This window comes from Rhodococcus sp. P-2, from assembly GCF_016598535.1.
GTDB classification, from domain to species: domain Bacteria; phylum Actinomycetota; class Actinomycetes; order Mycobacteriales; family Mycobacteriaceae; genus Rhodococcus_F; species Rhodococcus_F baikonurensis.
Genome location: NZ_CP066779.1, coordinates 1,890,382 through 1,904,759, shown reverse-complemented (window position 1 = coordinate 1,904,759; position 14,378 = coordinate 1,890,382). Strand labels below are relative to the sequence as shown.

Genomic DNA, 14,378 nt, shown 5'->3' with positions numbered 1-14,378 from the left:
GGTTGTGCTCATGCGCGTGCCGTCTCGGAGAGCATTTCGCTCAGATGGCTGCGCATGCGATCCGGATCGGCTTCGATACCGGTCAGGAGTGTGAAGGTGTCAGAGGCTTGAGCCACCAGCATCTGCCCACCGTCGAGGACCGAGCATCCGAGAGCAAGTGCAGCATCGAGTAATTCGGTGCGCATCGGTCGGTAGACGATGTCGGCAACCCACAAGTCCGAATGGAGCGCAGCGGGATCGAAGGGAGTTCCGGGATGGCCGACCATCCCGATCGGAGACGCATTGACGACGCCGTCGCACGTAGTCAGGTTGACGGCGATCTCACCGATCGCCAAAGCCGTTGTGCGCGTGGCAGGGAAGGCCGAGGCGACGCGAGAACACACATCGGCAGCGCGATCGGGATCAATATCTGCGATGCGAAGATCCGTGGTGCCGGCGGCGGCGAGGGCGTAGGCCACAGCGGAACCCGCCCCTCCTGCCCCTGCGAGCACCACTCGGTCCAAGGCGGCGTCGGGCAAACTGCGTTGCAGTGCGGTGAGGAATCCGCTGTGGTCTGTGTTGTGGCCGATCAAACGGCCGTTGTCGACAACAACCGTGTTGACGGCACCGAGCAACCGCGCGTTGTCGGACAGCTCGTCGAGCGCGTCCACGACAACCTGCTTGCACGGGTGGGTGATGTTCAGTCCGGTGAAATCGCCCCCGACGGCGCCACGCACCACCTCACCGGTTTTCTCGACCGGGATGTTCAGGTTCTCGAGATCGATCAGTTCGTAGCTGTAATCGTCGAGTCCGAGTGCTGCTGCTTCGTGTGCGTGCAACGCGGGCGAGAGTGAGGTGGCGATACCCGACCCGACAAGGCCGATACGGTGACGTGTGTATTCGGTAGTCATGACATTCTCCTGCATAAGTGGGGACGGCCCCTCGCGGAGATTCAGCGCGAGGGGCCGGTCCGGTCAAGCGTTGTTGCTGGTGAGCTCTGAGTCCTGCTTGCTCGGCAGGCTCGGCTTCGGTATGCCCAGTTCTGCTGTGGGCGTGCGGTACGTTTCCGGTCCGGTCATTGCCGCGATGGCGGAGACGACGGCGAAGCCCAGGCACATCCATGCAACTGGTGTCCAGTTGCTCTTGTCTCCGGCCGAAATGGCCTGGGCGATAGCCGGTGTGAAGCCGGCAACAAGGAGTCCGAGCATGAGGCTGACGGCCATTCCGGTGTACCGGACCTTCGCGGGGAACTGCTCGGGGAAGTACGCCGGGTACGTGCCGTTGGGCATCGCGTAGAAGATGCCGATCATGACGATTCCGGAAGCGAAGACCATGGGGACGCTTTGGGTTCCGATCGAATGGAAGAACACGAAGATCATCAGGCCGGCTCCGATCGCGCCGACGACGAAGATGGGCTTACGTCCGTAGCGATCCGAGAGAATGCCGAACAGCGGCTGAGTCAGTACGGCAACAAAATTGGCGGTCGCGATTGCCCACAGCATGGTTGAGCGTTCGAATCCCGATTCGACGGCGTACGCCAGGGCGAAGACGTTGACGATGGTGTTGATCATCGCGAAGGTCGAGCTCATGCTGATACGGATCACGGTGCGCCAGTGCGAGCGGAACATCTCGACGACGGGAATTCCGGCCGTCTCGTCCTGTTCCTTGAGTTCTTCGAACACCTCGGGCTCATCCAGGGCGCGACGTAGCCACAGGGCAACGACGGTCACGATGATGCTGAGCCAGAAGGGAACTCGCCAACCCCACGAGTAGAGGTCTTCGTCGGGCAGGCTCGCCACTGGGATGAAGACCAGGCTGGAGACGACGATACCGAACATGATCCCGCTCATGGTGAACGAGGTGAAGAACGAGCGACGGTGATCCGGTGCGTGTTCGAGTGTCAGTGCCGAAGAGCCGGGTGATTCACCGCCGGCGGAGAGCCCCTGAAGTAGGCGAAGCAAGACGAGAATGATCGGCGCGGCGATGCCGATCTGGTCGTAGGTCGGCAGGCAACCGACGATGACTGTCGCAACACCCATGAGGAGCAGGCAGGCGAGAAGTGCGTTTTTGCGTCCGTACCGATCGCCGAGGTGTCCCCACAGCACTGCGCCGAGTGGGCGGGCGACGTAGGCCACGCCCAGGGTGCTGATCGAGAGCAGCGTTGCCGTCGAGCCACCGCCAGGAAAGAAGATCTTGGGGAATACGAGCGCGGCCGCGGAGCCGTAGATGAAGAAGTCGTAGTACTCGAGGGTGCTGCCGAGGAAGCCTGAAACGGCGGCGCGGCGCGCGTTCGAATTCGGATGTTCTTCGGTGGAGTGCGTGGAACCGGTGGAGGTGATCGGTGGTGCCATGTGAAGTCCTTTCGTCCCGATGGGCCGGCCGTGGCGGCACGTTTGGTGATGCACCACGCATCGGTGACGTCCCTCACCTTTCGGCGGCTGAGACGACAGTGCCACGAAGGACTATGGCGCGTCCAACACTAAATGAGTCTCAGATAATGACGTTTTTGGTCTCAATATCGGGCGTAGGCAGAATCTCCTCGGACGTCTCCAGTGCGACGGCGAGCGCATCGGTCATGTGCCGAGGTGACCAGGCAATTCCGTGATTCATGAACGTCGGCTCGCCGGTGAGCGGGACGAACACACTGCCAGGTGGGGTGATCGCAGCCATCCCGGACGTCATCAGCGCTACGCCGACGCCCGCGGCAACGAGCATGAGGATCATGTACGGATCGGTGATCTCCTGGACGACGCGAGGTCTGAAGTCTGCGTTCATGCAAGCGCGCATCGCGGTTTCCTGGAGGGCAGAGCCGGCCGAGAGCGGGGTGGTCACGAATCCGTCGTCGGCCAATTCACGGAGGTCGATCGCGTCCCTCTCGGCGAGGGGATGGTCGATCGGAAGCACGGCGCCGAATGCCTCCCGTCGAATCAGCCGGGTGGACAGTGACGCGGATTCCACTGGTAGTCCCACGAAGGCCAGATCGAGGGCGCCGCTCTCGAGTTGAATGACCGCGTCGCGAGTCATGATCCGGCCGAGGAGTGTCAGTTCGACTTCCGGATAGCGCTGACGCAACGCGCGGGTCAATGGCGGAAGTGCCTGATAATTGAGCACTCCGGTGAAACCGATCGTGACCCGTCCGTAGACGCCCCCCGACGACGCGCGCGTAGCGTGTCGTGCCGTCTCCATGTTCTCGATGACGCGATGGGCGTGGGGGAGAAATGCGTGTCCGCCGGATGTGAGTGCGACGCTGCGAGTGCTTCGCTCGAACAGCTTGACGCCGATGTCCTTTTCGAGCTTTCGGATCATCTGGCTGAGCGGAGACTGGGCCATCTGGAGCCGTGATGCGGCCCGCCCGAAGTGAAGTTCTTCCGCAACCGCGACAAACGCGTGCAACCAGCGGGTTTCCATCGGCAAGGCCTCCAGGTATTTGACGTTGACGACAAACGCCATATATTCAGAATTTCTACACAGTGTGACGGCAATTATGCCTATTTGCAACATAAATTGAGTGCGTATCGCACAGAAACTCAGGAGTGAAGACGATGCAGAGTTATCCCGAGGGTGTTACCGCGCTCATCACCGGTGGTGCGAGCGGAATCGGTGCCGCCAGTGCAAAGCTGTTGACGGAGAATGGCGTTCGGATCATTACTGCCGACCTTGCCGAGGGTGCGGATGAACAACTCGACGTGAGTGATCCGATCGCAGTCGACGCGCTTCGTGCTCGAATCGGCAGGGTCGACATCTTGATCAACAGTGCGGGAATCGTCGGGCCGTCGGCGCCACTCGTCGACGTCGATCTTGCGGGCTGGCAGCGTACGTTCCGCATCAACGTCGAGGGAACGTTTCTCATGTGCCGGGCATTCGTGCCGGGGATGGTCGCGTCGGGGTGGGGGCGAGTCGTAAACCTTGCGAGCATTGCGGCCAAGGACGGAAACCCGAATCAGAGTGCGTATTCGGCGTCCAAGGCGGCCGTCGTCGCGCTGACGAAATCGCTCGGAAAAGAGATCGCCACCACCGGTGTGCTGGTCAACGCGATAGCTCCCGCGGCGGTGGAAAGTCCGATGAATGCCGGCACCGATCCGGCCATCCTCGCCCGTTCGCAGTCTTTGACGCCGATGGCGCGAATGGGGAAGGCGGACGAGATCGCCGAACTGATCTCCTGGCTGTCGTCGTCTGCGGTGAGTTACTCGACCGGTGCTGTGTACGACGCCAGTGGTGGCCGCGCCACGTACTGAATTATCTTCTGGGAGAGGTCGATCAGAATTGGAGCAGTGACTGCCACAGTTCACGAGATGCATCTTGGTACTCGAGCATGTGCGAGATCAGGTCTCGCAGTGGCTGCGTCGGTTCGAGTTCTTCCGGAAGAAGTGGATTGCGCACGATGACCGAGATCACCGCGCTGCCCAAAGCAAGTGATTCGCGGGCCGCCTCCTCGCGACTGATTGTCGCCAGGCGTGTTTGCGCCTGTGTGAGTGCTTCACGGGCCCCGGCGATGTCGGCCAACAGTGCTTCCGAGTTCCAGAGTGTGCGAATTATCGAATCATCCTCGGGGGCAAGGTGATCGATCTCCATGACTGTAGATTCGGGGGCGGCGCCGAGTCGGCGGAGAGTGCGGCGGGCGCTGTCGGTGCCGCCGGCGAGATTGTTCGGTCGGACTGCGAGTGTGGGCTTCCAGTCCTCGTAGCCCGCCAGGCGCAACGCCTGATCGTGCCGGCGAGCGGCAGTGCGGTCGCTTCGCTTGAGACCTGAGTGTTCGACGGCGATCCAGGTGCCGCCCCAGGGGCGTATGCGATCGGTGCGTGTTCGCCACCCCTCGACCTCGCCGTAGGTGGGGATGCCGTCCGGGTTGAGGACATACGTTCCGCGAGCGGTTCGACGCAGTTTGTCCTCGCGGCACAGACGGCCTGCTGCCACGCGAATGCTCGAGGCGCTGACGCCGACGATCTCGCCGGCCCGGGTCAGCACGGCGGTGCTGAACTCGGTGTCCGGACTGGCCGTCGCGAGGTCCAGTACGACTCGGGTTGCGGACATTCCTCGATCATTTTGTAACAACTTTTGAACAACTCCTGACAAATTCTGTTACAAGTGGCATGGTGGGTACCGGGAAACCATATCCGCGAGCAGTGAGGAATTATCGTGACCGACTCCGATCGACCAGGTGGCGATGTCTATGTGGAGCGTGACGGCGGCGTCACCGTTATCGTGATGAATCGCCCCGATCGCAAGAATGCGGTGGACGGACCGATGGCGGCGCAGTTGCGTTATGCGTTCTTGGATTTCGAGTCGGACGAGAGTCAGAAGGTCGCGATTCTGTGGGGTGCGGGCGGCACATTTTGTGCCGGTGCGGATTTGATCGCAGTCTCCGACCCCGCCCGAGTGCACGAGTTGCATCCCGAAGGTGGCGGCACCGGGCCGATGGGGCCGAGTCGGTTGGTGTTGTCCAAACCGTTGATCGCTGCGGTCAGCGGATACGCGGTGGCCGGAGGGCTCGAGCTTTCCTTGCTCGCGGATCTGAGAATTTGCGAGGAAGATTCCGTTTTCGGAGTCTTCTGCCGACGCTGGGGAGTTCCCCTCATCGACGGTGGGACCGTGCGTCTGCCGCGAATCGTCGGGCAGGGGCGAGCGCTCGACATGATCTTGACCGGTCGCCCGGTCGACGCTCCGGAGGCGCTGTCCTTCGGACTTGCCAATCGTGTTGTTCCAGTGGGGCAATCACTTCAGGCTGCCAAGGAGCTTGCACACCAGCTGACCGCTTTCCCTCAACTCTGCATGCTCGCGGATCGCGCGTCGGCCTATCGATCTTTTGATCTACCACTTGCCGAAGCACTGCGCGCCGAGGGCGTTGCAGGAAATCCCATTGTCATCGCTGAAGGTGTGCGCGGCGCTGCTGCGTTCGCCGCGGGCGCCGGCCGGCACGGCCGATTCGAGAACAACCGGAATTCGAACGAGGAAACTGAACCATGATGCCCATAACCAGAGACCTGATCGCCCGTGGCGCGCGACAGCACGGCCCGCGAACGGCCGTCGTCTTCGGCGATCGATCGATGACGTTCACGGAAGTGGACGAACTCAGCAGCCGATTGGCACACGCATTCATTGCGCTCGGTATCGGGCGCGGCGCGCGGGTTGCGTTGCTGGTCGACAACTCTCTAGCCAGCGTGCCTGTCGATTTTGCCTGTGTGAAAGCCGGCGTCAACCGGGTTCCACTCAATTCGCGACTGTCGCTCGACGAGCATGCGCGGATGCTCGAGGACACCGACAGCTCACACGTCGTCTTCGGTCGTGACCTCGCAGACCGGGCCGCGGAACTGTCCGCCCGGTTCCCCGATCGGACATTCATCGGTCTGGAAACGGATGCGGCGGGACAGAGTTCCTTGCTCGACCAGGCGCAGAGCATGCCTTCGGACACCCCGGACGTCGAGGTGGCTCCTGACGACGTGATCCTGACTTTGTTCACCTCGGGGACTACCGGAACGCTGAAGGCTGCGCAGCACACTCAACGTAGTTACGCCGGTATCTGCCGCAACGTACTGCTCAATCTGCTTCCTGCAACTCGAGACGACACGATGCTGCACGCGGCGTCGCTGATCCATGCCAGCGGTGTTTTCGTGCTTCCGTTCTGGCTCCGCGGCGGTAAGACCGTCATTCTTCCTGGATTCGATCCCTCGACGTTCTTGAGCTCGATAACCGAGCATCGTGCCACCACAATCAATCTGGTGCCGACGATGATTCAGATGCTTCTCGAACGCCCTGATTTCGCGACCGCAGACATCTCGAGTCTGAAATCCGTGATCTACGGTGCGTCGCCGATGCCGCTGGCCACCATCGAACGTGCAATGCAGGCTTGGGGACAACACCGTTTTCTGCAGTACTACGGGCAGACCGAGGCACCGCTGTGTATCGCAGTCCTACGGCCCGAAGATCACAGGGAAGATCGCCTGCTGTCCTGCGGTCAGCCGGCCATCGACGTCGAGATCAGGCTGCTCGACGGTGAGGGAAACGAAGTGCCGCAGGGAGAACCGGGTGAAATCGTGATTCGCTCGCCATCTGCGATCGCCGGATACTTCAATGCACCGGAACTGAATGCTGACACCTTCACCGAAGACGGTTGGGTCCACACACGTGACATCGGCCATTTCGATGCCGAGGGATTCCTGTTCTTGAAGGACCGAGTGTCGGACATGATCATCAGCGGCGGATACAACGTCTATCCCCGTGAAGTCGAGGACGCACTCCTGACGCATCCTGCTGTTCGTGAGGTTGCCGTGGTGGGCACCGCAGACGCCAAGTGGGTGGAGGCCGTCACGGCGGTGGTCGTCCTCAAGGACGGGACCGTCGAAAACGACTCACTCCAAGCCTCATTGGTGGCGCACGTCGGCGAGCGACTGGCGTCGTACAAGAAACCGCGTCGGGTGGTTTTCGCCGAATCGGTTCCGAAGACCGCCGTCGGCAAGCTCAATCGGAAGGCGCTTCGAGACGAGCTTCGCGACGCTATCTGACTCCGCGAGTGCGGAATTGAACGCTGATTCTCGGCCCGAGGGCTCTCGCACTCTTGGGGACGCAGTGTTCCCAGGTTCGTTGGCAAGATCCGCCCATCACGAGTAGATCGCCGTGACCGAGATTGAACCGGATCGATTCGCCACCCCCGCGGGGGCGCAGAAGGAGCGGGCGAGCGGCACCGAGAGACAGGATGGCAACCATCGTGTCCTCGGTGCGGCTTCGTCCCGTGTCGTCCCCGTGCCAGGCAACGCTGTCGGAACCGTCACGATAGAAACACAGCCCCGACGTGGCGAAGGGCTCGCCGAGTTCGTTGAAGTAGTGCCTGCTCAGCGCATCCTTGGCTTCGGCGAGAAGTGCGTCCGGCAGCGGTTCGTTTTCTGCATAGAAGCACACCAGCCGAGGTACGTCGACAACGCGGTCGTACATCTGACGCCGTTCGGAGCGCCACGGGACCGTGGCCTCCAGGTTGTCGAACACGGCCGCGGACCCGGTCAACCAGGCAGGGCGATGGTCGACCCAGGCGCCGGCGGTGAGAATGCGTCGCTGCACGGTGCCGTCGAGTTCGGCCAAAGAAACGCCGAGGTCACCGTTGTCGAACAGAGACGGTTGCATCGTGGCGGTCATGGACACCACCGTACACCGTAATCGAACATATGTTCCCATGAATTTCAATTGCGGTGCTGGACGGCTGTTCATCCTTGCTGGGTGATGTCCGTCGGCGTGAACCTTTGAATACTGTTCTCACGCTATTTCGCCGATGAAGGGGACGCCATGACTGCTCCGCGCCAATTACATGCGAACCATCCTGTCCGACAAGGCTTTGCCATCGGGACGACGGTGGCGGCCGCATGCCTGCTCTTCGTTGCCGGCGTAGTCGCATTACTGCAAGGCATCGCGGCTCTCGCAGACAACGATCTCCTCGTCGTCGGAGTCAACTACACCTTCGAATTCGACGTCACGACGTGGGGTTGGATCCACATCGTGCTCGGAATCATCGGCATTGCGGTCTCCCTGGGGTTGTTCGTGGGGATGACCTGGGCTCGCGGGATGGCATTCGTGATCGCGGCCCTCTCGATCGTGACCAATTTCTTGTGGTTGCCGTACTACCCGCTGTGGTCGATCGTGATCATCGCTCTCGACGTCGCTGTGATCTGGGCCGTCGCGACGTGGCGACCCGACGAGGTCTGATCACCTGACCGGAGTGAGTGGTTCACCTGCGACAGGTGAACCACTCACTGCTCGGTGCGGGGGCCGGAGTCATCTCCGCTTCGGAGAATCGCGTTCCGGGTCGTCGTTCGGATGCAAGTGCTTGGACGATCGTTGAGGGAAGCCGTGGATCATCGAGCACGAGATCCAGCAGATGGCGACGGTAGCCAGGCCGAGCCCGATCGAAGCGATCGGTTGCCGGGTGGCCAACCATACGATCAGTCCGATGGCCGTCCCGACGATCAGAATCAGGATGGTGTCGATTCGTGTCGTTTGCATCGAAATCATCGCCTGGCACAGATTGTTTCGCCGGCCCCGCTGGTTTTGGCGGCCCGCCGCCCGGCGAGTGACAGCCGGGGGCAGACCTTGCGCGGCTGACCCCTCGCTCTGGAAATCGCCGCCGCAAGGGATCAATACCCGCGAAATTCGTCCGCGAAACTCCTGGCCGCTAGAACAGGACCTTGGGCCCGTGGCCCGGCGTGCCGAATATTGACTATGACGTAGCGTCATAGTTGATGCTGTTCGTATGCGAATCAGCGACGTGGCCAGGGCGGCAGGCACCACCCCACGGACCGTTCGGCACTATCACCGTCTGGGCCTGCTGGCTGAGCCGAGACGGCTGTCCAACGGATACCGAACGTACGAACTACCCGATCTGGTAAGGCTGATGCGCATTCGTTGGCTCTCTGCCGCCGGCATTCCACTCGGCTCCATTGCCGCAATGATCGAGCCGGAACCGATCGATGCACGAGAACCGGACGACTTCGCCGAAGATCTTTCTTCCCTGATCGCGGAGATAGACCGGAAGCAGCGCGTCCTCGCAGACCAGCGAGTGCGCCTCGAGGAAATGCTCTCGGCGCGAGGTGCCGGCCGGGTGGTCTCGCCGCTTCCGGTGGAGTTGCTGTCTGCGTTCGACGAGTTGATCGCGTCGTCCCCGACGGATTCGGTTCGGCATGTCTTCGAGCGTGAACGCGACATGTGGGAATTGGTGGCGATCTCGGGAACTGCGCCGCATGAACTGTTCTCCACGGCTACGCGATTGCTGTCCGACGAGAGTGACCGGAAGCGAATCGTCGATCTGTACCGCCGTTTCGCCGCACTGGCTGGGCGCGAGGTTACCGAGGCCGCATACGAGATCGCGAACTTGTCGTGCGAGTTGGAGGAATCGCTGGCCGAAGTCCTCGGCGACGTGCCCACGGACGGAGAATCTGCAGGTGTGGGCGTCTCGGTCGGGATCGCAGATCTGGTGCCTGATCCGGCGCAACGGGAAGTGGTCGTGCGCGTCGCAGCACGTCTCATGTCTGGAGGAAGTTCATGATCCGAACATTGTGGTTACTCGCGAGAGGTCGGGTTGACGGAGGTTCCAGCGATACAGCGACTTTCGGCTACTCGAGGGGGACCATGTCGATACCGGTGGCATTTGCAGCGGCGAGTGTGATCGAGGCCGTAGCGATTCATTTCCTGGTTCCATGGCCTTGGCTCCGCATCGTGCTGCTCATCGCAACGGTGTTGTCGCTGATCGCGATCGGTGGGTGGCTTGCCGGACGTGTCGTGCGCCCGCATCTCGTGTCACCTCGAACAGCGGTGTTTCGATCAGGCGCAGGTATACGCGTCGAGGTGGACCGATCACGGATTTCGCGGGTGAGCATGGTCCGAAGATTCGGTGAGACGGCAAATGCGATTGTCGACGACTGCCTGGTTCTACCGGGGCCCGACGGCACTGTCGTGGACGTCGGCTTCGACCGACCCGTCTCGGTCACGCTCCCGAAACGGCTGTCGAAGGGATCTGGCTCCACTCTGATCGATGGGTTGCGGTTGCATGTCGACCAACCCGGAGAGTTCTGTGCAGCGTTGTCGCGGAACTGAACTCACATCACGTCGTCTGCGATCCGAATGATCGATGTCCTCCTGCATGCGGTGGCGCCCAGCCTGCGCCGAGCGCTCGCAGAAGGTGCTTCCGCAAGAGTACGCACGGGACCAAGCAGGTAACACCCGCGCTCTTGATCTGCTGCGAAGGGTCACCCATCTTGCTCCGACCACCGCAGCGGCCGTCAGTGCGGCAATTGCGACAAGAAACGGGGCCCCGAACGTCGTGATCTGATGGAGGGATGCGGCGGTCATGTACCCGAGGGTTGTCTCGGCTGTCGCCCACACGAGGGCACCGACCGTGCTGTACGGAGCCATCTTGCGGTACGACAGATCAGACATCCCGACGAGGTGGGGAGTCAGTGTTCGCACGACCGGGATGAATCGACTTGCCAACACAGCAGGGCCGCCGTGTCGAAGGATCAGTGCCTCGGCTCGTCGCAGTAACCGAGTGGGGACGCGGCGAAAGAGCCTCTCGCTGAAGGGACGCCGGTGAAGCGAGCGCCCGGTGCGGTGGGCGAGGAAGTCACCGACCACGACTGCCATGGCGGCGATTGCGATGAGAACCGCCAGATTGACGTGCCCGTACCGGGCCATTGCGCCACCTGTCACCAGAAGTGTGAACGTGGGGACAAGAGCGCCGACAAGAAGAACGGACTCGGCCAGGACCGCAGTGCCGACCAGCGCGTAGGCACCATAAGCGGGTACATGTCCCAGCAGCCCAACCAGATCGATCACGCGTTCACCTGGGGATCAGTCGGGGCGGGGTTCGGTAGGACTTCACGAGACAGTTCCCACACCAGGGCGGGCGGAAGGTTCGCCCAGATTGTCTTGCAGTCCACGGTGAATCGTTGTCGGTATTCGGTGAGAAGCTCCTCGACCTGGCGGTGGCGACGCACTGATTCCCGTGCAGCGGTCACCGAACGCAGTCGACGAGTGCCCCGGTAGGCGAAGTACGTCAAACACCCTCCACCTGTGAGAAGTTCGTCGTAGCGCGTGAGAATGTCCCTCACCGTGCCAGGCGCAAAATTGGTGAACGGTAGTCCGGAAACGATCGCGTCGTAGCGAATGTCATTTTTCATCAATTCAATTCGTGATTCGTGGACATGCGTGCGCGGCCCACCGAATCTATGGGCGTCGCGAGTGAGCTCGCGCAATCGAGCTGCGAAGCGCGGATTCGTTTCGACGACATCGAGTCTGTCGGTCGGCGAGAGCCGGTCGAGCAGCGCCGTTGTGATCGGGCCCGTCCCTGCTCCGACCTCGAGGACAGTGCGCGGACCGTCGAATCGGGTAACCGGTGCAGTCATCGCCCGGGCAAGTGAGATGCTGCTCGGAGCGACGGCGCCGACGTCGCGGAAACCGTCGAACGCCTCGCGTAGGAACATGGCGGAAGAATTGACTCCGGGGCGGACAGATCGAGTGGAGCGGGGTTTGTCATTCACGGATTCGACGCTACGAATATCGGTGAGCAGGAGAATCGGCCGATCGACGACGGTATACCCCGACGAAAGTCGGGGGTCGTGGGCTCCCATCGTCGGGGTCAATCGGGAGCTGTGACAACTACTGTCATTGGCATGACCTGGGCTGAGAACTCGACCGTCCGTGCAACGGGGCGTCTCGTCATCGTCGCGGTGTTCACCGCGACCGCTATCCAGAACTGTGCGTCATCTCTCGACAGCGGATATCGGGTTCCCGGGATCGTCGTCGCGGCAGTTGCCGGGGCATTGATCGCTTGGCAGAGAGTCCCCTGGTACGTCGCCCCAGTGGTGATTACGGCTGCAACCGGCATTTTCGGCTGGGTTCTTCTGCCGCTGCTGGCGTTGGTCTTGTTCGATCTTACAGTCCAGCGGCGCACGAACATCGCCCTGCTCTTCAGTGCAATCGCGATCGCGGTGACAGCATTCGCGCCTGCTCAGGCCACTCCACAGGCAATCGAGATATCCGCGATGATCATCATTCTCGCGTTGCCGATGCTGGCGGGAATGTGGGTCGGACACCGCCGGAAAAGGATCGCGGTGCTCAACGACGAAGTCGCGCGTCTCAAGCACGAACGGAGTCTGGGGGAGGACCGGGCGCGCGCCAAGGAACGGGCCCGGATCGCAGCGGAGATGCACGACGTTCTCGCGCATCGTCTGAGCATCATCGCTCTGCACTCCGGTGTTCTCGAGGCCAAATCGGCGACCCTCCCCGCTCCGATCGGTGATCGACTTACTCTGTTACGCAACGCATCCACGCAAGCATTGTCCGATCTGCGAGACCTTCTCGGGGCCCTTCACGAATCCCCTGAAGATCTGCCGACTCGACCGGTTCTCGTAGATGTCGACGACCTGACCGAACAAGCACGCGCGGCCGGGCAAGATGTCACGCTCGTAGTCGATGGCACCTCAGCTGACGCCCCTGTCGCCCATCAGCTCGCTGTACAGCGCATCGTCTTGGAGTCGATGACCAATGCGCGTAAACATGCGGTAGGCGGTTCGGTCACCGTCCGCCTCACCTACGGACTACCTGTGACTACCGTGTCGGTCGACAACACGCCCGGGTCGGCATCCCCGGATGCAGCCCCCTCCGGCTACGGATTGGTCGGACTCCGTGAGCGAGTGCTCGCGCTGGGAGGCGAATTCGAAGCGGGCCCCACCGACGAAGGCGGGTGGCGAGTCTCAGCTCGAATTCCACACCCCCATCCGGTCGAACAAGATTGGCAGGAAAAATGATCCGCGTAATGATCGTCGACGACGACGCACTTGTTCGACTCGGCCTCACGGACCTACTTGTCGACGACCCCGACATCGAGGTCGCTGCGCAAGCATCCGACGGCATCGAAGCAATCGAGAAGGCTACCGCTCACCGGATCGACGTTGCGTTGGTCGACATCCGTATGCCGAGAATGGACGGTATCGCGGCGATCTCGAGGCTCCGAGCTCTGCCGTATCCACCGAAAATTATCACTCTGACCACCTTCGATCTCGACGAATACGTCTACGAAGCAGTGGCTGCGGGCGCCGATGGGTTCCTGCTCAAGGACGCTGCTCCCGGCGAAATAGTGCGCGCGGTCCACACTGTGGCTGCGGGATCGGCCATCTTGCACCCCAACGCCGCCAGGCGACTTATCGACCGCTACCACCGCACCGATACGAAGGCGGCAACAAATGCCCGCCAACGCATCGAGTCTTTGACGCCCCGCGAACGGGACGTCCTCGACCTCCTCGCTCGCGGGGATACCAACGCAGAGATTGCGCAGGAGCTCGGTATGCGGGAGAGCACGGTCAAAGCTCACGTCAGTCGCATCTTGGCCGCGTTGCAGACCACAAACCGCGTGCAAGCCGCGCTGCTTGTGCGTGACGCCCAGCAATGACGCCGAGCCACGGTGCTCTACGGCCCTGCTCGCGTATTCACCGAAGCGGATCGACAACCAGCCACTCCACCGTGCCACCGACATTCCACAGTGCGTCGGGGTTGTCGAGCGAGGCTGAGTACGTTGCCGCAGCTTGGTTGCCGACGATTTCACCGCTCTCGCCCGACGGCGGGTTGGGCCGCAGGAATTCGGTGGGGTGCGGACCCGGCCATGCGGGAACGTCGAACGGGGAAATGCTGGTGTCGATGAAGCCAGGTCGGTGCACGGTCACCCGGTCGGGAGCCGGTGTGGTTTCCGCCGCCACGGCGACGCCTGGTCCTTCGGCAGCTTTGTCGTCGCTGCTACCGCAGCCTGCCACTGCGAGAACAAGTCCCGTGATCGCCAAACCCGCTACCGCGTGACGTACCTGCACTGTTTGCTCCTCGCCGGGGCTGTTGCTCTACGAGCTCCACTATTGCATCTCACCAACTCCGCA

General features: G+C 61.8%; 16 protein-coding genes. 7 read left to right on the top strand and 9 right to left on the bottom strand.

Annotated elements, in window-relative coordinates:
• Nucleotides 1–8: 8 nt before the first annotated feature.
• The 3 genes from I7X09_RS09010 to I7X09_RS09000 form a co-directional block, all read right to left on the bottom strand.
• Nucleotides 9–890 (bottom strand): shikimate dehydrogenase, encoded by an 882-nt coding sequence (locus I7X09_RS09010; RefSeq protein WP_200316438.1) that lies wholly within the window; start codon nucleotides 888–890, stop codon nucleotides 9–11.
• Nucleotides 891–953: 63 nt separating this feature from the next.
• Complete coding sequence (locus tag I7X09_RS09005; protein WP_095968786.1) at nucleotides 954–2,330, bottom strand: MFS transporter; 1,377 nt, start codon at nucleotides 2,328–2,330, stop codon at nucleotides 954–956.
• 139 nt (nucleotides 2,331–2,469) lie between these two features.
• Nucleotides 2,470–3,387 carry a LysR family transcriptional regulator gene (locus I7X09_RS09000; protein ID WP_200317745.1) on the bottom strand — a complete coding sequence of 306 codons (918 nt, stop codon included), beginning with the start codon at nucleotides 3,385–3,387 and terminating at the stop codon, nucleotides 2,470–2,472.
• A 134-nt stretch (nucleotides 3,388–3,521) separates the two neighbouring features.
• Here I7X09_RS09000 and I7X09_RS08995 point away from each other — a divergent pair, with 134 nt between their 5' ends.
• Nucleotides 3,522–4,214, top strand: coding sequence for an SDR family NAD(P)-dependent oxidoreductase (locus tag I7X09_RS08995; protein ID WP_166809309.1), 693 nt, complete (start codon nucleotides 3,522–3,524; stop codon nucleotides 4,212–4,214).
• A gap of 22 nt (nucleotides 4,215–4,236) precedes the next feature.
• On the opposite strand, the gene I7X09_RS08990 is transcribed toward I7X09_RS08995, so the two are convergent.
• Nucleotides 4,237–5,010 (bottom strand): hypothetical protein, encoded by a 774-nt coding sequence (locus tag I7X09_RS08990; RefSeq protein ID WP_200316437.1) that lies wholly within the window; start codon nucleotides 5,008–5,010, stop codon nucleotides 4,237–4,239.
• 174 nt (nucleotides 5,011–5,184) lie between these two features.
• Between I7X09_RS08990 and I7X09_RS08985 the strand changes: the two genes are divergently transcribed.
• Both I7X09_RS08985 and I7X09_RS08980 read left to right on the top strand, forming a co-directional pair.
• Entirely contained in the window at nucleotides 5,185–5,943 is a 759-nt protein-coding gene (locus I7X09_RS08985; RefSeq protein WP_234036944.1) for a crotonase/enoyl-CoA hydratase family protein, read from the top strand.
• Nucleotides 5,940–7,478, top strand: a complete 1,539-nt coding sequence (locus I7X09_RS08980; RefSeq protein ID WP_200316435.1) for an AMP-binding protein — start codon at nucleotides 5,940–5,942, stop codon at nucleotides 7,476–7,478. Before I7X09_RS08985 ends, I7X09_RS08980 begins: the two co-directional genes overlap by 4 nt.
• Here I7X09_RS08980 and I7X09_RS08975 read toward each other — a convergent pair.
• A complete protein-coding gene (locus I7X09_RS08975; RefSeq protein ID WP_095968790.1) occupies nucleotides 7,471–8,103 on the bottom strand; it encodes an alpha-ketoglutarate-dependent dioxygenase AlkB in 633 nt (210 codons plus the stop codon). The two genes, I7X09_RS08980 and I7X09_RS08975, sit on opposite strands and share 8 nt — an antisense overlap.
• Before the next feature lie 147 nt (nucleotides 8,104–8,250).
• Between I7X09_RS08975 and I7X09_RS08970 the strand changes: the two genes are divergently transcribed.
• Nucleotides 8,251–8,667 carry a DUF7144 family membrane protein gene (locus I7X09_RS08970; RefSeq protein ID WP_200316434.1) on the top strand — a complete coding sequence of 139 codons (417 nt, stop codon included), beginning with the start codon at nucleotides 8,251–8,253 and terminating at the stop codon, nucleotides 8,665–8,667.
• A gap of 69 nt (nucleotides 8,668–8,736) precedes the next feature.
• Here I7X09_RS08970 and I7X09_RS08965 read toward each other — a convergent pair whose 3' ends face one another.
• Nucleotides 8,737–8,964, bottom strand: coding sequence for a hypothetical protein (locus I7X09_RS08965; RefSeq protein WP_234036861.1), 228 nt, complete (start codon nucleotides 8,962–8,964; stop codon nucleotides 8,737–8,739).
• Nucleotides 8,965–9,211: 247 nt separating this feature from the next.
• Here I7X09_RS08965 and I7X09_RS08960 point away from each other — a divergent pair, with 247 nt between their 5' ends.
• The gene (locus I7X09_RS08960; RefSeq protein WP_166809314.1) at nucleotides 9,212–10,003 is read left to right on the top strand and encodes a MerR family transcriptional regulator; all 792 of its coding nucleotides are present in this window, start codon (nucleotides 9,212–9,214) and stop codon (nucleotides 10,001–10,003) included.
• A 383-nt stretch (nucleotides 10,004–10,386) separates the two neighbouring features.
• Here I7X09_RS08960 and I7X09_RS08955 read toward each other — a convergent pair whose 3' ends face one another.
• Both I7X09_RS08955 and I7X09_RS08950 read right to left on the bottom strand, forming a co-directional pair.
• Nucleotides 10,387–11,289 carry a DedA family protein gene (locus tag I7X09_RS08955; protein WP_200316432.1) on the bottom strand — a complete coding sequence of 301 codons (903 nt, stop codon included), beginning with the start codon at nucleotides 11,287–11,289 and terminating at the stop codon, nucleotides 10,387–10,389.
• Nucleotides 11,286–11,993 (bottom strand): class I SAM-dependent methyltransferase, encoded by a 708-nt coding sequence (locus I7X09_RS08950; RefSeq protein ID WP_234036860.1) that lies wholly within the window; start codon nucleotides 11,991–11,993, stop codon nucleotides 11,286–11,288. Before I7X09_RS08950 ends, I7X09_RS08955 begins: the two co-directional genes overlap by 4 nt.
• Before the next feature lie 132 nt (nucleotides 11,994–12,125).
• Between I7X09_RS08950 and I7X09_RS08945 the strand changes: the two genes are divergently transcribed.
• On the top strand, nucleotides 12,126–13,262 hold the full coding sequence (locus tag I7X09_RS08945; RefSeq protein WP_200316431.1) for a sensor histidine kinase: 1,137 nt from the start codon (nucleotides 12,126–12,128) through the stop codon (nucleotides 13,260–13,262).
• Entirely contained in the window at nucleotides 13,259–13,903 is a 645-nt protein-coding gene (locus tag I7X09_RS08940) for a response regulator (protein WP_234036859.1), read from the top strand. Before I7X09_RS08945 ends, I7X09_RS08940 begins: the two co-directional genes overlap by 4 nt.
• Nucleotides 13,904–13,940: 37 nt before the next feature.
• On the opposite strand, the gene I7X09_RS08935 is transcribed toward I7X09_RS08940, so the two are convergent.
• On the bottom strand, nucleotides 13,941–14,315 hold the full coding sequence (locus I7X09_RS08935; RefSeq protein ID WP_200316430.1) for a hypothetical protein: 375 nt from the start codon (nucleotides 14,313–14,315) through the stop codon (nucleotides 13,941–13,943).
• Nucleotides 14,316–14,378 lie beyond the last annotated feature (63 nt).